Origin of the sequence: Nocardioides sp. GXQ0305 (assembly GCF_050880345.1) — a bacterium.
Classification (GTDB): domain Bacteria; phylum Actinomycetota; class Actinomycetes; order Propionibacteriales; family Nocardioidaceae; genus Nocardioides.
The window spans coordinates 146,857-164,136 of the sequence record NZ_JBNYXG010000006.1 but is presented as its reverse complement, the minus strand read 5'-3'; the positions used below and the strand labels follow the sequence as shown (position 1 = coordinate 164,136).

Genomic DNA, 17,280 nt, shown 5'->3' with positions numbered 1-17,280 from the left:
GTCGACCCTTGCTTGGCCATGCCAGCCGTAGTTCCCACAGTTGGGGCACTCCATCAGGGTGCCCACACTGCCGTTGTCGTCCTGTCGCAGCATGTTGAGAACCCTAGGGAGGTATGCACCCCTCGGGCGCAAGTTTCCACAAGAAGGGGCGTCAGGTTGGCCGTCCACAGGTAACGAAGGACCATTGAGGAGCCGTTGACGTGGCGATACAATCGAACACGTGTTCGAGATACTCGACGCGGAGACGCTGCAGGGGCTGACGGTCGCCCTGGCCGCCGAGCCCGCGTGCTCGGACGACGCTGGGCGGGTCGCGGAGATCCGGGCGCTCGAGGAGCTGAAGAGTGCTGCCGAGGCCCGGCAGGCAGCCCTCGCGATCGAGCTGGCCGACTCGAGGGCGACGGCGCTGGAGGTGGCACTGGCCCGGCGCGAGTCCCACCACCACGGCCGCCGCCACCTCGGCCTCGCCCGCGTGGTGTCGGGGGAGATGCCGCACCTCTGGTCGGCCTGGCGGGCCGGTCGGATGAGCGAGTGGCGCGTCACCCTGGTCGCGCGCGAGACCGCGTGCCTGGCCCTGGCCGACCGGCAACGGATCGATGCCGAGCTCGCCTCCGACCCGTCCGGGCTCGAGGCGATGGGGGACCGCGAGGTCATCGGCTACTGCCGCGAGCGGGCCGCCGTCCTCGACACTGCTGCCGTCGTCGCCCGGCGCCGCCGGGCCGAGTCCGAGCGCTGCGTCACGATCCGGCCGGCGCCCGACTGCATGGTCTACCTGACGGCGCTGCTGCCCGTGGCGCAGGGTGTCGCGGCGTACGCCGCCCTGGCGCGGGCAGCCGACACCGCGCGCACGGCCGGTGACCCCCGAGGTCGAGGGCAGGTCATGGCGGACACCCTGGCCGCCACGCTCGCCGGCGCCGGACCCGAGCGTGTCGCAGGCCCAGCCACCGCCATCAACCTCGTGATGACCGACCGCACCCTGTTCGGCACGGCCGACGACCCGGCGCTCGTCGACGGCTACGGCGTCGTCGACGCCGACCTGGCCCGCGAGCTCGCTCACGGCGAACGGGTCTGGCTGCGCCGGCTGTTCGCCGACCCCGCGGCCGGGGTGCTCGTCGCCAGCGACTCCGCGGCCCGCCGCTTCCCGGCCGGGCTCCGACGGCTGGTACGGCTCCGCGACCGCCACTGCCGCACTCCCTGGTGCGACGCGCCGGTCCGCCACACCGACCACGCGATCCGCGACACCGACGGCGGGGCCACCAGCCTCCGCAACGGGCACGGGCTCTGCGAGTCCTGCAACCAGGCCAAGGAGACGACGGGCTGGAGTGCTCGCCCGCGGCCGGGGCCGGGGCACGTCATCGACGTCATCACCCCCAGCGGGCACGCCTACCGCTCACGGGCACCCGTTCCGCCCGCGTTCGTGAGCGGGAGGAGCCGCGCCGAGACGCTGCTCCACGAGGTAGCCCTCGCGGTGTGAGGGGGCTGGTCATCAATTCGCGGGATGTCTGACCCCCGGGGCTGGACCTAGCGTTGATCAGGGGGCAGGTGGCTGCCCGTTGGTCGCCCGGAAGGTGTCAGGACATGTACGTGCGTCAATCGATCCGTGCCGGGCGTAGGGCGGTGGTGCTCATGGCGGCGCTCGCTCTGGCGTTGCTCCCGCAGGCCGCTCAGGCCAGCGTGTCCGAGTCGACCGACTCGACGCCGCGGGTCAACGGGCCCGTCTACGCCATCGCCCAGGTCGGGGACCTCACCATCATCGGTGGGCAGTTCACCACCGTCGGTGGCAAGCCGCGGCTCAACGCCGCGGCGATCCGGGCGGACGGCACGCTCGATCCCAACTTCGTGCCCGACCCCGACGGGATCGTCCGGGCGGTGGCCGGATCACCGGACGGTTCGACGGTCTATCTGGGCGGGCGCTTCGACAGCGCTGGTGGAGCGGCGCGCGCCAACATCGCCGCGGTGTCCGCCACCAGCGGCGCCGTGCTGCCCGACTGGCAGGCCGACACGACCGGCGGCTCCCCGGGCATCCACGCACTCGCCCAGGCCGGCGACCGGCTGTACGTCGGTGGCTCGTTCAGCGGCATCGACGGCACGGTCCGCGCGTCGATGGTCGCGCTGGACACCGCTGGCAACGTGGTCTCCGGCTTCCGGTCGCGGGCCAACGGCCTCGTCCGCGCGATCCGGGTGTCGCCGGACACCACCAAGGTGTACGCCGGTGGCGCGTTCAGCAAGCTCGGTGGCGCCGACCGCCCGTACGGCATCGGGGAGATCCTGGCCACCAACGGCGACGCTACGGGCTTCAGCCCGAGCACGGGTGGGGCGCTCGCGATCACCCTGGGGCTGAGCCCCGACGGCTCGCGTCTCTACTTCTCGACACCGGACAACATGCTCTACGCGTACGACGTCGCCTCCAACGCACCGGCTTGGTCGCGCAAGTCGGCCGGAGACGTCCAGGCGATTGCGCCGTCTGCCACAGAGCTGTACGTCGGAGGACACTTCTCGCAGTTCACCATCGGCTCGGCCAAGGTCAAGCGGCACTTCCTGGCGTCCCTCAACCCGGGCGACGGCACCATGACGTCGTGGGACCCCGACCCTCAGGGCGGTGACAACGGTGTCTGGGCGATCACGCTCACGCCGACGGCACTGCTCGCCGGCGGCACCTTCACCACGGTGGACGGCGTCGAGCGGGTGCGGTTCGCACGGTTCCCCGGCACGCCCTGAGGGGAGGTGCCAAGTCGTCCTCGCACTGTGACGTCGCCGGGTTCAGCCCGGGCTCGGCGACTCCGAGGGCACCACCCCGGCCGGCCCCGGCGTACTGCTCGGGGGACCCGGAACCCCCAGATCCCGCTGCGGGCGGTGGCTGCCAGCCCGTCGCGTCGGCCGACGTCTGGGGCCGTGTCGGCGCCTCTTTGTACAGTCGACCATCGTGACCGACGCGATGATCTCGGCCGTGGGCCTGCGCAAGTCGTTCGGGGACTTCGAAGCCGTCAAGGGCATCGACGTCGACGTACGACGAGGTGAGGCGTTCGGCTTCCTCGGACCCAACGGGGCGGGCAAGTCCTCGGCGATGCGGATGATCGCCGCCGTGAGCCCGGTCAGCGGGGGAGAGCTGAGGATCCTCGGCATGGACCCCGCCGCCCACGGGCCGGCGATCCGGGGCCGGCTGGGCGTCTGCCCCCAGGAGGACACCCTCGACAACGAGCTCAACGTCTACGACAACCTCTACATCTACGGCCGCTACTTCGGCATCGACAAGGCCCTGGTGCGGGAGCGCGTCGACGAGCTGCTCGACTTCGTCTCCCTGACCGACAAGGCGACCTCGCGGGTCGAGGACCTCTCCGGCGGGATGAAGCGGCGGCTCACCATCGCCCGCAGCCTGGTCAACCGCCCCGACCTGCTGCTGCTCGACGAGCCGACGACCGGCCTCGATCCGCAGGCGCGTCACGTGCTGTGGGACCAGCTGTTCCGGCTCAAGCAGGCCGGGGTCACGCTGGTCATCACGACCCACTACATGGACGAGGCCGAGCAGCTGTGCGACCGACTCGTCGTCATGGACAAGGGGCTCATCGTCGCCGAGGGCAGTCCGCGCGAGCTCATCGACGCCCACTCCACCCGCGAGGTGGCCGAGCTGCGGTTCGGGGTGGCCCCCGAGGGCGACAGCAACGAGGCGATGGCCGAGAAGGTGGCGGACCTCGGCGACCGGGTCGAGGTGCTGCCCGACCGGGTGCTGGTCTACAGCGACGACGGCGAGGCCGTGATCGCCGGGGTCCACGAGCGCGGGCTCCAGCCCGCCGCCGTGCTCGTACGCCGTTCCACGCTCGAGGACGTCTTCCTGCGCCTCACCGGCCGCAGCCTGGTCGACTGATGTCCGCGCTCACCCTGACGGAGAGCCTCGGCCGCCAGTACGACTACTGGTGGACGGTCTACAAGCGGACCTGGAAGGCCAGCATCGTCGGCAGCTTCGTGAGCCCGCTGTTCTACGTGCTCGCGATGGGGGTGCTGCTCGGCGGCTTCATCGAGGGCGACCCCGACCAGCTCGAGGGCGCCACCAGCTACCTCGCGTTCGTGGTCCCCGGGCTGGTCGCCGCCCACGCCATGCAGGTCGCGGTGGGCGAGACGACGTACCCGGTCATGGGGATGATCAAGTGGCAACGGGTCTACGACTCGATGGTCGCCACGCCGCTGGCGATCCGCGACATCGTCGCCGGCCACCTGCTCTTCGTGCTGTTCCGGCTGGCCACGACGTGCGGCGTCTTCATGCTGGTGCTGACCCCGTTCGGCGTCTTCGCGACCTGGTGGGGGCCGGTCCTGGCGTTCCTCTCGCAGGTGCTGGTCGGGATGGTCTTCGCCTCCCTCGTCTACGGCTGGAGCGCGCGGCTGAAGAGCCCGTCCGGCTTCGGCGTGCTGTTCCGGCTCGGCATCTTCCCGCTCTTCCTCTTCTCCGGCGCGTTCTTCCCCGTCGCCAACCTCGGCGAGGTCGGCGCCTGGGTCGCCCGGCTCACCCCGCTCTGGCACGGCGTCAACCTGTCCCGGATGTTCTGCGTCGACGCCGTCGACTGGGGTCTCGCCCTGGTCAACGTCGCCGTGCTGGTGGCCCTGCTGGTGGTCGGGTGGTCCTGGTCGGTGTCCGGGCTGCAGAAGCGGCTGGTGAGGTGATGGCGACGACCGAGGTCGTCCGGCCCCTGGGGCCGTGGCAGGCGCTGCGGTTGCTGGTGCTGCGCAACTACATCACCTACCGCACCGAGTGGAAGCTGTTCCTGACCGGCTTCCTCGAGCCCGTCTTCTACCTCTTCTCCATCGGCATCGGGGTGGGTGCGCTCGTCGAGGGGTTCGAGATCAACGGCGAGCCCATCTCGTACGCCGCCTTCGTGGCGCCCGGGATGCTGGCCGCGTCGGCGTTCAACGGCGCGCTCATGGACTCGACCTTCAACGTGTTCTTCAAGCTGCGCTACGACAAGCTCTACGACCAGATGCTCGCGACTCCGCTCACCACCTCCGACATCGCGCGGGGCGAGATCGCGTGGGGCCAGCTCCGCGGCGCCAGCTACTCGGCCGCGTTCCTCCTCGTGATGTGGGCGATGGGACTGGTGCTGTCGCCGTGGGCGGTGCTGGCGCTGCCCGCCACGTTGCTGATCGGGTTCGCCTTCAGCGCGGTCTGCATGGCGCTCACCACCTACATGAAGAGCTGGCAGGACTTCGACAAGATCACCCTGGCCCAGCTTCCCCTGTTCCTGTTCTCGGCGACCTTCTTCCCGCTGTCCACGCTCCCGACCTGGCTGCAGTGGGTGGTCGAGGTGACGCCCCTCTACCGCGGCGTGGTGCTCTGCCGCGAGCTCACCACCGGGTCGATCACGTGGGCCAGCGGGGTGTCCGTCGTCTACCTCGTCGTCATGGGCCTGCTGGGCCTCGCCGTCGTACGTCGCCGGCTCGACTCGCTGCTGCTCACCTGAGCGCGACCGGTCGAACCCTGCTGGTTGGATGGCGCCATGACGATCGAGCCCGACACCAAGGACTGGACGTGGGTCCTCGACCGCCCGTGCCCCGAGTGCGGCTTCGACGCGCCCGGGCTCGACCGCGGCCGGGTGCCGCAGGCGATCCGCGACAACGCCACCCTGTGGGAGGTCGTGCTCGACACCGAGGACGCGGCGGTGCGGCCCTCGGCCAACGTCTGGTCGCCGCTCGAGTACGCCTGCCACGTGCGCGACGTCCACGAGTTGTTCCGCGAGCGGCTGGAGCGGATGCTGGGCGACGACGATCCGGCGTTCGACAACTGGGACCAGGACGACGCGGCCGTCCTCGGCGACTACGGCAGCCAGGATCCCGCCGCCGTCGCATCGGCCGTCGTCGCGGCGGCAGACCGCGTCGCGTCGGGCTACGAGGAGGTCGCCGACCAGCAGTGGCAGCGCACAGGCCGGCGCAGCGACGGGGCGAGGTTCACCGTCGACACCTTCGCCCGCTACCACCTCCACGACGTGGTCCACCACGCCCACGACGTCTCCCACATCACCAAGCGGGTGACGGTGGCGTCCTACGACGACTCGGCCGAGTCCTACCGCGACCACGCACCGGCGATGACCGAGGCGATCGAGGCCGCCCTCGAGCGGTTCGCCGCGGCGCTGCCCGCCGGCGCCCGGGTGCTCGAGGTCGGCAGCGGCGCGGGCCGCGACGCGGCCGCGCTCGAGGCACGGGGCCTCTCCGTGCGGCGAACCGACATCACGCCGGGCTTCGTCCGGCTGCTGCGCCTCGAGGGCCACCAGGCCGACGTGGTCGACCCGCTGACCGACGACCTCACCGACCCCGAGCGCGCCGACGACGCCGACGGAGGCCGGTACGACGGGGTGTGGGCCTCGGCCAGCCTGCTCCACGTGCGCCGCGAGGACCTCCCGGACGTGCTCGACAACCTCGCCTCGGCCACGCGCAGCGGGGGAGCGCTGCACCTCGCGGTCAAGGAGGGCGACGGGGCCCGCTTCTCGACCCACGGCAGCGTCGCGGGGCCGCGGCACTTCACCTTCTGGCGCGAGCGACCGCTCCGCGAGGTGCTGGCCGCCTCCGGCTGGGACGTCGTCGAGGTGGCCCGCAGTCCCGGGCAGGGGGGCGAGACCTGGCTCGACGTCGGCGCCCGGCGCCGGTGACGGCCCGATGAGGACGGCACGATGAGGCACACCGAGTTCTGGGCCCGGATGGACCGCGCGCTCGGCGCGGGGTACGCCCAGGTCTGGGCGGACACCCAGGTCATCGGCGCGCTCGAGGGACGCACCGTACGGGAGGCGCTCGACGCCGGGATCGAGCCGAAGCAGGTGTGGCGCGCGGTGTGGCGGGTGCTGGAGCTGCCGGACTCGGAGCGATGACCGGGGGCCCGCGACACGCGGGCGCGTCGTGCCGGTGATCGAACATCTGTTCGGCTAGCGTGTCGTCCACAGGTGCGACGCGGAGCGAGTTCTCCACAGCCCCCGGTCGGTCCGGGCCCGGTTGTCGGTGGCCCGCCCTAGCGTCGAAGGCGCACCTGCACCGACACGACACAGAGAGGCACCCACATGGCTGGTGGAGACCGCGAGAAGGCGCTGGACGTCGCCCTCGCCAACATCGAGAAGCAGTTCGGCAAGGGATCCGTGATGCGCCTCGGCGACGAGACCCGCGCGCCGCTGGAGATCATCCCGACCGGCTCCATCGCGCTCGACGTCGCGCTCGGCCTCGGCGGCCTGCCGCGCGGCCGGGTCGTCGAGATCTACGGCCCGGAGTCCTCCGGCAAGACGACGGTCGCCCTCCACGCGGTGGCCAGCGCCCAGCGTGCCGGAGGCATCGTCGCGTTCGTCGACGCCGAGCACGCGCTCGACCCCGACTACGCCAAGGCCCTCGGTGTCGACACCGACGCGCTGCTGGTGAGCCAGCCCGACTCCGGTGAGCAGGCGCTCGAGATCGCCGACATGCTGGTGCGCTCCGGTGCCCTCGACCTGATCGTCATCGACTCGGTCGCCGCGCTGGTGCCGCGGGCCGAGATCGAGGGCGAGATGGGCGACAGCCACGTCGGCCTCCAGGCGCGACTGATGAGCCAGGCGCTGCGCAAGATGACCGGTGCCCTCAACTCCTCCGGCACCACCGCGATCTTCATCAACCAGCTGCGGGAGAAGATCGGGGTCATGTTCGGCTCGCCCGAGACCACGACCGGTGGTCGGGCGCTGAAGTTCTACTCCTCGGTGCGGCTCGACGTCCGCCGGATCGAGACCCTCAAGGACGGCACCGACATGGTCGGCAACCGGACCCGGGTCAAGGTCGTCAAGAACAAGGTGGCCCCGCCGTTCAAGCAGGCCGAGTTCGACATCATGTACGGCAAGGGCATCTCCCGCGAGGGCGGCCTGATCGACGTCGGCGTCGAGGCCGGCCTGGTCCGCAAGGCCGGCGCCTGGTTCACCTACGAGGGCGACCAGCTGGGCCAGGGCAAGGAGAACGCGCGCACCTTCCTGCGCGACAACCCCGACCTCGCCAACGAGCTCGAGAAGAAGATCCTCGAGAAGCTGGGGGTCGGGCCCCAGGTCGACGCCCCGGGCGAGGAGCTGTCCGACGAGCCGATCGGGATCAATGACTTCTGACCGCGCAGCCGGCACGGAGGAACGACGGGCCGGTGTGGGCGCGGGCAGGTTGAGCAAGCGCTCGACCGAGCCTGCGAGGTCGGGACCGCGCGTCGAAACCGGAACGTCCGCCGGGTCTCCGGAGGACGTCGAGACGCTCGGTCCCGACGCTGACCCCGAGTCGGTCGCGCGGACCATCCTGCTCGACCAGCTCACCGGTCGCGCCCGCTCGCGCACAGAGCTGGCCGACAAGCTGCGCCAGCGGAACGTGCCCGACGAGATCGCCGCCCGGCTGCTCGACCGGTTCGAGGAGGTCGGCCTGGTCGACGACGCGGCGTTCGCCCATGCCTGGGTCAGCGGCCGCCACTCCGCCAAGGGACTGGCGCCGCGGGCGCTGGCCCAGGAGCTGCGGCGCAAGGGCGTCGACGACGACGTCGCCCGCGAGGCGCTCGACCGGGTGGACGACGACCAGCAGGAGGCGACGGCGCGGTCCCTGGTCCGCAAGAAGCTCCGCAGCCTCGAGCGGTTCGACGAGGCGACGCAGACGCGGCGGCTGGTCGGGATGCTGGCGCGCAAGGGATACCCGCCCGGTCTCGCCTTCCGGGTCGTGCGTGACGAGGTCGGCGCTGCAGACGACGACGTGGTGTCGCCCCTCGACTAGCCTCGCCGTCGTGGACGACGCCACGCACCTCACGATCCTCGACCGCGGGCACGAGCTGAGCGGCGTCGTCCGGGCCGGGGAGTCGTGGCTGGCGGCGGCCCGCCGTACCTGCGCGAGCCTCCACGTGGACCCGACGCCGATCGACCTCTCCGGTGAGGTCAAGCGGTTCCAGGTCGACCACGACCGCAAGGTGACCCTGCGGGCGATGGGGCGCGGCGACCTGCCGGACGTGGCCCGCTGGCGCGCCCAGGAGCACGTGGCGCGCTGGTGGGCCGCCGACGGCGAGCCCACCTTCGAGGCGGTGACGGCGCACTACGGTCCTGCCATCGACGGCATGGAGCCGACCCGGATGTGGGTCGCCGAGGCCAACGGGCGCTCGGTGGGCTTCTGCCAGGACTACCGGATCCGCGACCACCCCGACTTCGCGGCGCTGGTCCCCGACCCGGAGGCGGTGGGCGTCGACTACGCCGTGGGGGAGCCGTCCCTGGTCCACCGCGGCATCGGGACCGCCATGCTCTGGGCCTGGCTGATCAGCGCCCGGCGGCGCTACCGCGACGTCACCACCTACTTCTCCGCGCCCGACCACCGCAACGCCGTCAGCCTCCGGGTGCTCGCCAAGGTCGGGTTCGTCGAGGGGACCTGGTTCGACGAGCCGCAGCGCGACGGGTCGGCGGCCACGGTCGTGGGCTGCACCCTCGACGTCGCCCAGGTGGTCGGCTGACGGCCTAGGGCAGGAACACGCCGGCGTCGCCGAACTCGTGCCACCAGTAGCCTTCGCCCACCGCCTCGTCGTAGGCCCGTTGCGTGAGCTCGGCCCCCGCGACGGCCTCCACCAGCAGCAGGTGGCTGGCCTGGGGGTCGTGCCACCCGGTGACCAGGCCGGTCACGACCCTCGGCGGCTGCCGCGGCGTCACGACGCGCTCGGTCCAGCCGTGGCGGGCCTCCACCCGTCCGCTCGCGGCCACTGCCGACTCGAGGGCCCGGGTGACCGTCGTCCCGACCGCCACCACCCGGTGCCCGGCGTCGTGGGCGGCGTTGACCAGCCGGGCGGTGTGGTCGCCGACCTCGTACCGCTCCGGCTGCGGCGCCTCGCCCGCCTCCTGGGAGGACACGCCCGTGTGGAGGGTCACCGGCGCGACGGAGACGCCGCGCGCAACCAGCCGGGTGATCAGCGTCGCGGTGAAGGGCCGGCCTGCCGACGGCATCTCCGCGCTGCCGGGAACGGTGGCGAAGACCGACTGGTAGGCCTCCAGCGGATACGCGTGGTCGAGGTAGCCGTAGGCGATGGGACGACCGTGGGCATCCAGGTGCCGGGCCAACGGACCGGTGACGACGGCTCGCCAGAGCCGGGTGCCCTCGCCCGTGGGCGAGGACCCCGGCCGTGGGTACGGCGCCACGAGCTCGGCGGTGACACGCTCGGACGTCACCGGGACGGCTGTCAGCCGCTCGCCTCCGGGAGCGTCGAGCACGGCCCTCGACGCGTCGGGCGCCGTGCGCAGCTCGACCACCCAGCTGCCGTCGTCCAGCGGCGTCGCGACGTGCAGCACCCGGGCGCGACCGGCCGTGTCGACCACGTCGACCTGCCCCGCGACCGTCGCGGAGTTGTTGACGACCACGAGGTCGCCCGGCTCGAGCTCGTCGGCCAGGTCGGCGAACCGACGGTGCCGCACACCGTCCGGTCGGGCGACCAGCAGCCGCACGTCGTCGCGGGCAGCGCCGCGCTCCTCGGCGGGCCGGTCGGCGACGTGCTCGCCCGCCTCCGGGAACACGGTGGTGGGAGTCTCCTGGAGCAGCGTCACCGGCTCGCCACCTCCGTCGGGACTGCGAGGTCGGCGGCTCGGTAGCGCCCCGGGGGTGGCCGTCGGTCGAGGAGGGCGAGCAGGCTCGGGACGACCGTCTCCGGCTCGGGCCGGTCACTGATGTCCTCGCCCGGGAACGCGTCCTGGTGCATCCGGGTCCGCATGTCGCCGGGGTCGACGGCGTACGCCGTCAGCCCCTCCTCGGCCGCCAGCGTGAGCGTGAGGTGCTCGAGGGCGCTCTTGGTGGCGGCGTAGGCGCCCCAGGTGGGGTAGTGCTCGACGGCTGCGTCCGAGGTGACGCTGAGCACCACGCCGTCGCGGTCCCGCAGGGTCGGGAGCAGCGCCCGCGTCAGCTCCAGGGGCGCGGCCACGTTGACCTGCCACGCCGCGTGGAGGTCGGCGGCCGTGAGGTCTCGTACGGCGCGCATCGGTAGCGGACCCAGCGTGCTGGCGTTGTGGACCAGCAGGTCGAGGCCGCCGATCGCCCCGACCTCGCTGACCAGGGCGGCGCGGTGGTCCGGGTCGGCCACGTCGCCGACCACGGCCCGGACGCCGGGGGAGTCGATGCGGGCCAGGGTGTCGGGGGAGCGGCCGTCGGTGACGACGGTGACGCCGCGGGCGACGAGGGCGCGGGTCAGGGCCAGGCCCAGCCCGGCGGACCCGCCGGTGACGAGTGCGGTGTGCATGAGAGGTGTCTCCTCCTACGTCGGAATTCTCTCGTTGCTGCTAGTCTTCAAGTTGAAGTCAACTTGAAGTCAAGGAGAACTCGTGGACACGCGGGACCAGCTGACGATGAGCGAGGTCGTACGCCGGAGCGGGTTCGCCGCCTCGGCGCTGCGCTTCTACGAGGCCCAGGGCCTGGTCTCCGCCGGCCGCACGGGCGGCGGCCGACGCACCTACCAGCGCAGCGTGCTCCGGCGGCTGGCCTTCATCCGTGCGGCGAGCAACGTCGGGCTGACCCTGGCCGAGATCCGCGAGGAGCTCGCCCGTCTCCCGGACGAACGGACCCCGACCAGGGCGGACTGGCAGAGGATCTCCCGGCACTGGAGGGCGCGCCTCGACGAGCAGATCGAGGCGCTGGAGCGGCTCCGCGACGGACTGGACTCCTGCATCGGCTGCGGCTGCCTGTCGCTCCAGCGCTGCCAGGTCTCCAACCCCGGCGACGTCGCCGGGGAGTCGCGGACCGCGCCCGGCGCGGCGTTCCTGCCCGCGCTCCTGCGCCGGCCGGTCCCGGGCGATCCGACATGATGGGCGCATGAGTGACCTCCGCCTGCCCACCGGCCCGGTCGACCTCACGAGGCATGCGACCGACGCCACCCCCGGGTTCACGGCGGGCAAGTCGGAGGGGAAGCAGGCGCTGGCGGACCTCGGGGAGGAGCTGTCGGACCTGCAGGAGCGGCTCTTCGCGGAGGGTCGCTCGGGCTTCTCGCGCAGCGTGCTGCTGGTGCTCCAGGGCATGGACACCTCGGGCAAGGGCGGCGTGCTGCGCCACACCGTCGGCCTGATCGATCCGCAGGGCGTGCGGATCACCAGCTTCAAGGCTCCGACCGACGAGGAGCGGCGGCACCACTTCCTGTGGCGGATCCGGCGCGCCGTGCCGGAACCGGGGTACGTCGGCGTGTTCGACCGGTCGCACTACGAGGACGTGCTGGTCGCGCGGGTGCACTCCCTGGTCGAGCCGCGCACCGTCGAGAGCCGCTACGGGCAGATCAACGAGTTCGAGGCCGAGCTGGTGGAGTCCGGGACGGTGGTCCTGAAGTGCATGCTCCACATCTCGCCGGACACCCAGAAGGAGCGCCTCGCGGAGCGACTGGCGAACCCCGCGAAGCACTGGAAGTACAACCCGGGCGACCTCGACGAGCGGGCGCTGTGGCCGACCTACCGCGAGGCCTACGAGATCGCGCTGGAGCGGACCAACACCGAGGTCGCGCCCTGGTACGTCGTCCCGTCCGACCGCAAGTGGTACCGCAACCTGGCGGTCGGACGGCTGCTGCTCGACACGTTGCGCTACCTGAACCCGCAGTGGCCCGCCGCCGACTTCGACGTCGCGGCCGAGCAGCGCCGACTCGCCGAGGAGGAGCCGGTCCGGTGATCCCCACGGTGTCCGTCACGCGGTACGTCACGCCGCTGCGCGAGGGCGGCTCGCTGCCCGGCGTCGTCGAGGCCGACGACCTGGGCACCTACGTCTGCAAGTTCCGGGGTGCCGGCCAGGGGGTGCGGGTCCTGGTGGCGGAGGTCGTCGTCAGTGGGCTCGCCGAGCGCCTCGGCCTGCGCACGCCACGGCTCGCGGTGCTCGACCTCGACCCCGAGATCGCCCGGTACGAGGCCGACGAGGAGGTCCAGGACCTGCTCAAGGCGAGCGCCGGACGCAACCTCGGGATCGACTTCCTCCCGGGAGCCTTCGGGTACGACGGCTCCCACCCGCTGGCGCCCGGCGAGGCCGCCGGCGTGGTGTGGCTCGACGCGTTCTGCGCGAACGTCGACCGGAGCTGGCGCAACCCCAACCTCCTGGTGTGGCACGGCGACCTGTGGCTCATCGACCACGGGGCGTCGCTCTACTTCCACCACGGCTGGGGAGCCGGGGTCGGAGATCCTGTCCGGTTCGCTGCCCAGCCCTGGGACGGGTCCGACCACGTGCTGCGCCGGCACGCGGGCGACCTCGCCGAGGCCGACCGCGCGGCCCGCGCCCGGCTCGACGAGGCGACGCTCGTGGACGTGCTCGCCCAGGTGCCCGACGAGTGGCTGGAGCCGGTGCCCGGCGCCCACTCGCCCGAGGGGGTGCGGGCGGCGTACCTGGCCTTCCTCCTCGCCCGGCTCGCCTCGACGACCTGGCTGCCCGGAGCGGCCCGATGAGCCGGCTGGCCTACCAGTACGTCGTGCTGCGCTGTGTCCCGCGGCCAGATCGCGAGGAGTTCCACAACGTCGCGGTCGTGCTCTACTGCGAGGAGGAGGCCTTCCTCGACCTCGCCTGCCAGGTCGACGCGGGCCGGCTCGCCGCGCTCGACCCCCGGCTCGACGTCGACCAGGTCCGGGCCGGGCTCGCCCACGCGGCGGCTGTGTGCGCCGGCGAGGCCACGGCGGGCGACGCAGCGGGGGCCCCGCTGGGGCAGCGGTTCGGCCTCCTCACGGCGCCGCGCAGCACCGTGCTCCAGCCGGGGCCGGTCCACGGGGGCCTGACCGACGACCCGGCACGCCAGCTGGAGCACCTGCTCGAGCGGCTGGTGGGATAGGTCAGACCGGGACCAGCTCCACCGCGCCGACGGCGTAGCGGGCCAGCACGGTCCGCGCCAGCTCGGGGTGGGCGCCGAGCGGCTCCGACACCGCGACCGCGCCGGCCTCGAGCGCCAGCTCCCGGGCCCGGTCGGGCAGGAACCCGGGGGCGAGGAACAGCGATGCCACCGCGATGTGGCGGCGTCCCTCGACGCGGAAGGCCCGGACCGCCTCGCCGGTGGCCGGCGGCGCGGCCGACGCGAACGCCGCGGTGACGGGAAGCTTGTGGCGGGTGCCCCACAGCCGGGCCAGCCGGGCCACGGCCTGGTTGGCCAGGGCGTCGGAGGACCCGGCGGCGGCGACGACGAGCGCGTCGAGCTCGCGCACCCGCGAGGCCCTCAGCGCCTCGCGCATCCGCAGGTCGAGGATGTCGAGCAGCTGGGTGCCGAGCCCGAGGACGTCGGTGGCGCGGATCGAGAGCCCCTCGTGGCGCTCGGCCGCCTCGGCCACGGCCCGGGGCACGTCGACCTTCGCGTGGTAGGCCTCGCTGAGGAGCAGCGGCACGACCACGATCTCGTCGTGCCCCTTCCTCACCAGCCGGTCGACCACGGTCTGGAACGACGGACGGGACAGCTCGAGGAAGGCCTTCTCGATGGTGAGGTCGGGGCGCAGCGCCTTGACCTCGTCGACGAGGGTGCCGATCGTGGCGGCCGAGCGGGGATCGCGGCTCCCGTGGGCCAGGGCCACCAGTGCTGGTGCAGCCATGTCTGTTCCTTCTTCCTCAGTGGATTCCGCACTCGGTCTTCGACGTGCCGGCCCAGCGCCCGCTGCGCGGGTCGTCGCCGGCGGCGACCCTGCGGGTGCAGGGCCAGCAGCCGATCGACGGGTAGCCGTCGTGGACCAGGGGGTTGACGAGGACGCCGTTGTCCGCGATGTACCGCTCCACCTGCTCGTCGGTCCAGCGAGCGAGGGGAGACACCTTCACCTTGCCCTTCCGGGCGTCCCACCCGACGACCGGCGCCACCACGCGGTTGCGGGTCTCGGCGCGCCGCAGCCCGGTCGCCCAGGCGTCGTAGCCGGCGAGCGTGCGCTCCAGCGGCTGCACCTTGCGCAGCTGGCAGCACAGGTCCGGGTCGGTCTTGTAGAGGTCCTTGCCGTAGGTCGCGTCCTGCTCGGCGACCGACTGCTCCGCGGTGGCCGTGACCACCTCGAGCGGGAGCGTCGCCGCCACCGCGTCGCGCGTCCCGATGGTCTCGGCGAAGTGGTAGCCGGTGTCCAGGAACACCACGTCGGTGCCGGGGGCGACCTGCGACACCAGGTGCGCGAGGACGGCGTCGCCCATGGACGAGGTGATGCAGAACCGGTCGCCGAAGGTGGCCGCGGCCCACTCGATGATGTGCTCGGCCGGTGCGAGCTCCAGCTCGGCGCCGACGTGGGAGACCAGGTCGCGCAGCTGCTCGGGCGAACGGCCGTCGGTGTGCGTGCCGCGGGCGGCCAGCGCCTCGCGGGTGGTGGCGGCGGTCATGACACGCCCCCCGCCTGCTGCGGGCGCACCAGGCCGAGCATCTTCAGGCTGAACGCGCGCAGGCAGCCACGGCACTCCCATGATCCGGGAGGGCAGGACCCGTCGGGACCCTCGTGGGGCCAGAGGTCGGTCTCGCCGCAGTAGGGGCAGTGGAACGGCACGGCTCGTTCGCTCACGAGGCCACCTCCAGCGCGCGTTCGCCGCGCAGCAGCTCCTCGTCGGCCCGCTGCACCCAGTCGACGAAGGACTCGCCCTCGTGGCGCTCGGCCAGGAAGTTGCTGACGACGGTCGTGACGTAGTCGTCGAGCCCGGCGCTGGTGACCTTGTGGGCGCGCAGCTTGCGGCCGAAGTTGGCCTGCAGCCCGGTCGCGCCGCCCAGGTGCACCTGGAAGCCCTCCACCTGCTCGCCGTCGGACATGACCAGCTGGCCCTTGAGCCCGATGTCGGCCACCTGGGTGCGGGCGCAGGCGTTGGGGCAGCCGTTGACGTTGACGGTGATGCCCTCGGGAAGGACCGTGTCGAGGTCGGGGAAGCGGCGCTCCAGCTCGGCGACCAGGTCGCGGGCGCGGTTCTTGGTGTCGACGATCGCGAGCTTGCAGAACTCGATGCCGGTGCAGGCCATCGTGTTCCGGCGGAAGCCGGACGGACGGCCGGACAGCCCGATCGCGTCGAGACGGTCCAGCAGCGGGGCGACGTGGTCGGGGTCGACGCCGATCAGCACGATCTTCTGGTACGGCGTCAGCCGGGCGCCGGCGACGCCGTAGAGGTCCATCAGGTCGGCGAGCCGGGTCAGCATCGACCCGGACACCCGGCCGGCGGTCGGGGCGACGCCGACGTACCGCCGGCCGTCACGCTGTGGGTGCACGCCCACGTGGTCGCGGTGCCCGACCGGGGACCCCGGCGACTCGCAGCGGACCAGCTCGCGGCCGAGGTACTCGTTCTCGAGGACCTCGCGGAACTTGTCGGCTCCCCAGTCGGCGACGAGGAACTTCAGCCGAGCGCGGGAGCGCAGGCGGCGGTAGCCGTAGTCGCGGAAGATCGCGGCCACGCCCTCCCAGGCGTCGGCGACCTCGTCGATCGGGATCCAGACCCCGAGCTTCTGGGCGAGCATCGGGTTGGTCGAGAGCCCGCCGCCGACCCACAGGTCGAATCCGGGGCCGTGCTCGGGGTGGACGGTGCCGACGAAGGCCACGTCGTTGGTCTCGGGCGAGACGTCGTGGCTCGGGTGACCGGTCAGCGCCGTCTTGAACTTCCGCGGAAGGTTCGAGTACGCCGGGTTGCCCAGGATGCGCCGCTTGATCTCGGCCAGCGCCTCGGAACCGTCGATGATCTCGTCGGCGGCGACGCCCGCGACCGGGGAGCCGAGGAACGGTCGCGGGGAGTCCCCGCAGGCCTCGAGGGTGGTCAGGCCGACCGCCTCGAGCCGCTCCCAGATCTCGGGGACGTCCTCGATCCGGATCCAGTGGTACTGGATGTTCTCCCGGTCGGTCACGTCGGCCGTGTCCCGCGCGAACTCCTGACCGATGGTGCCGAGGGTGCGCACCGCCTCCGGCGTGAGCAGCTGCCCGTCGGAGCGGACGCGCATCATGAAGAACTCGTCGTCGAGCTCGTCCTCCTCCAGCATCGCGGTCTTGCCGCCGTCGAAGCCGGGTGCGCGCTGGGTGTAGAGGCCGAGCCAGCGGAACCGACCCCGCAGGTCCGCCGGGTCGATGGAGGCGAAGCCACGCTTGGAGTAGACGTGCTGGATGCGGGCCTGCACGTTGAGCGGGTCGTCGTCCTTCTTGGACTGCTCGTTCTTGTTGAGCGGCTCGGAGTAGCCGAACGCCCACTGGCCCTCGCCACGCTTGGGGCGCGGGACCTCCGTGCGGGTCGCCGGCTGCGCTGCGTATCGCAGGTCTGACATGGGGGAGTGGTCCTTTGACTGAAGGGCCCGCGCGCTGGTCCGGAGGGGATCGAGCGCGGAACGAGAGGTGCTGGGGCGGCGTTCAGCGGGGCCAACAGATCATGGCGTGCGTACGCATCAGG

At 72.4% G+C, this 17,280-nt stretch carries 20 protein-coding genes; 14 read left to right on the top strand and 6 right to left on the bottom strand.

Going from position 1 to position 17,280, the window contains the following annotated elements:
- Positions 1 to 220 precede the first annotated feature (220 nt).
- From ACQ1X7_RS16075 to ACQ1X7_RS16030, 10 genes are all read left to right on the top strand, one after another.
- The gene (locus tag ACQ1X7_RS16075; RefSeq protein ID WP_432479232.1) at positions 221 to 1,471 is read left to right on the top strand and encodes an HNH endonuclease; all 1,251 of its coding nucleotides are present in this window, start codon (positions 221 to 223) and stop codon (positions 1,469 to 1,471) included.
- Between the two features lie 152 nt (positions 1,472 to 1,623).
- Positions 1,624 to 2,715 (top strand): hypothetical protein, encoded by a 1,092-nt coding sequence (locus ACQ1X7_RS16070; protein WP_432479231.1) that lies wholly within the window; start codon positions 1,624 to 1,626, stop codon positions 2,713 to 2,715.
- 205 nt (positions 2,716 to 2,920) lie between these two features.
- Positions 2,921 to 3,859, top strand: coding sequence for an ABC transporter ATP-binding protein (locus ACQ1X7_RS16065; RefSeq protein ID WP_432479230.1), 939 nt, complete (start codon positions 2,921 to 2,923; stop codon positions 3,857 to 3,859).
- Positions 3,859 to 4,650 carry an ABC transporter permease gene (locus tag ACQ1X7_RS16060; RefSeq protein WP_432479229.1) on the top strand — a complete coding sequence of 264 codons (792 nt, stop codon included), beginning with the start codon at positions 3,859 to 3,861 and terminating at the stop codon, positions 4,648 to 4,650. Before ACQ1X7_RS16065 ends, ACQ1X7_RS16060 begins: the two co-directional genes overlap by 1 nt.
- Positions 4,650 to 5,444, top strand: a complete 795-nt coding sequence (locus ACQ1X7_RS16055; protein ID WP_432479228.1) for an ABC transporter permease — start codon at positions 4,650 to 4,652, stop codon at positions 5,442 to 5,444. Before ACQ1X7_RS16060 ends, ACQ1X7_RS16055 begins: the two co-directional genes overlap by 1 nt.
- 36 nt (positions 5,445 to 5,480) lie before the next feature.
- A complete protein-coding gene (locus tag ACQ1X7_RS16050; RefSeq protein ID WP_432479227.1) occupies positions 5,481 to 6,626 on the top strand; it encodes a class I SAM-dependent methyltransferase in 1,146 nt (381 codons plus the stop codon).
- A gap of 21 nt (positions 6,627 to 6,647) precedes the next feature.
- Positions 6,648 to 6,842, top strand: a complete 195-nt coding sequence (locus ACQ1X7_RS16045) for a DUF3046 domain-containing protein (protein ID WP_432479226.1) — start codon at positions 6,648 to 6,650, stop codon at positions 6,840 to 6,842.
- Positions 6,843 to 7,028: 186 nt separating this feature from the next.
- A complete protein-coding gene (gene recA, locus ACQ1X7_RS16040; RefSeq protein ID WP_432479225.1) occupies positions 7,029 to 8,081 on the top strand; it encodes a recombinase RecA in 1,053 nt (350 codons plus the stop codon).
- 49 nt (positions 8,082 to 8,130) lie between these two features.
- Positions 8,131 to 8,721: a regulatory protein RecX gene (locus ACQ1X7_RS16035; protein WP_432479224.1), complete on the top strand. Its 591-nt coding sequence runs from the start codon at positions 8,131 to 8,133 to the stop codon at positions 8,719 to 8,721.
- A gap of 10 nt (positions 8,722 to 8,731) precedes the next feature.
- The gene (locus ACQ1X7_RS16030; RefSeq protein WP_432479223.1) at positions 8,732 to 9,442 is read left to right on the top strand and encodes a GNAT family N-acetyltransferase; all 711 of its coding nucleotides are present in this window, start codon (positions 8,732 to 8,734) and stop codon (positions 9,440 to 9,442) included.
- A gap of 4 nt (positions 9,443 to 9,446) precedes the next feature.
- Here the strand turns inward: ACQ1X7_RS16030 and ACQ1X7_RS16025 are convergent, their stop codons facing one another.
- Together ACQ1X7_RS16025 and ACQ1X7_RS16020 are read right to left on the bottom strand one after the other, a co-directional pair.
- Positions 9,447 to 10,520 carry an S-adenosylmethionine:tRNA ribosyltransferase-isomerase gene (locus tag ACQ1X7_RS16025; RefSeq protein ID WP_432479222.1) on the bottom strand — a complete coding sequence of 358 codons (1,074 nt, stop codon included), beginning with the start codon at positions 10,518 to 10,520 and terminating at the stop codon, positions 9,447 to 9,449.
- Entirely contained in the window at positions 10,517 to 11,206 is a 690-nt protein-coding gene (locus tag ACQ1X7_RS16020; RefSeq protein WP_432479221.1) for an SDR family NAD(P)-dependent oxidoreductase, read from the bottom strand. Before ACQ1X7_RS16020 ends, ACQ1X7_RS16025 begins: the two co-directional genes overlap by 4 nt.
- 82 nt (positions 11,207 to 11,288) lie before the next feature.
- On the opposite strand from ACQ1X7_RS16020, the gene soxR reads away from it, so the two are divergent.
- From soxR to ACQ1X7_RS16000, 4 genes are read left to right on the top strand one after another with little or no spacing between them, the layout of a single operon-like run.
- Positions 11,289 to 11,768, top strand: coding sequence for a redox-sensitive transcriptional activator SoxR (gene soxR, locus ACQ1X7_RS16015; RefSeq protein ID WP_432479220.1), 480 nt, complete (start codon positions 11,289 to 11,291; stop codon positions 11,766 to 11,768).
- A 7-nt stretch (positions 11,769 to 11,775) separates the two neighbouring features.
- Positions 11,776 to 12,612, top strand: coding sequence for a polyphosphate kinase 2 family protein (locus tag ACQ1X7_RS16010; RefSeq protein ID WP_432479219.1), 837 nt, complete (start codon positions 11,776 to 11,778; stop codon positions 12,610 to 12,612).
- Positions 12,609 to 13,373: a HipA family kinase gene (locus ACQ1X7_RS16005; RefSeq protein WP_432479218.1), complete on the top strand. Its 765-nt coding sequence runs from the start codon at positions 12,609 to 12,611 to the stop codon at positions 13,371 to 13,373. The genes ACQ1X7_RS16010 and ACQ1X7_RS16005 overlap by 4 nt, the downstream gene beginning before the upstream one ends.
- A complete protein-coding gene (locus ACQ1X7_RS16000; RefSeq protein ID WP_432479217.1) occupies positions 13,370 to 13,750 on the top strand; it encodes a DUF3037 domain-containing protein in 381 nt (126 codons plus the stop codon). The genes ACQ1X7_RS16005 and ACQ1X7_RS16000 overlap by 4 nt, the downstream gene beginning before the upstream one ends.
- A 1-nt stretch (position 13,751) precedes the next feature.
- Here ACQ1X7_RS16000 and ACQ1X7_RS15995 read toward each other — a convergent pair whose 3' ends face one another.
- Genes ACQ1X7_RS15995 through ACQ1X7_RS15980 form a run of 4 tightly spaced genes read right to left on the bottom strand, consistent with a single transcriptional unit; the run spans position 13,752 to position 17,158 of the window.
- A complete protein-coding gene (locus ACQ1X7_RS15995) occupies positions 13,752 to 14,495 on the bottom strand; it encodes a sirohydrochlorin chelatase (RefSeq protein WP_432479216.1) in 744 nt (247 codons plus the stop codon).
- A gap of 16 nt (positions 14,496 to 14,511) precedes the next feature.
- The gene (locus ACQ1X7_RS15990; RefSeq protein WP_432479215.1) at positions 14,512 to 15,255 is read right to left on the bottom strand and encodes a phosphoadenylyl-sulfate reductase; all 744 of its coding nucleotides are present in this window, start codon (positions 15,253 to 15,255) and stop codon (positions 14,512 to 14,514) included.
- Positions 15,252 to 15,431, bottom strand: coding sequence for a hypothetical protein (locus ACQ1X7_RS15985; protein WP_432479214.1), 180 nt, complete (start codon positions 15,429 to 15,431; stop codon positions 15,252 to 15,254). Before ACQ1X7_RS15985 ends, ACQ1X7_RS15990 begins: the two co-directional genes overlap by 4 nt.
- The gene (locus ACQ1X7_RS15980; protein ID WP_432479213.1) at positions 15,428 to 17,158 is read right to left on the bottom strand and encodes a nitrite/sulfite reductase; all 1,731 of its coding nucleotides are present in this window, start codon (positions 17,156 to 17,158) and stop codon (positions 15,428 to 15,430) included. Before ACQ1X7_RS15980 ends, ACQ1X7_RS15985 begins: the two co-directional genes overlap by 4 nt.
- Between the last annotated feature and the right edge of the window lie 122 nt (positions 17,159 to 17,280).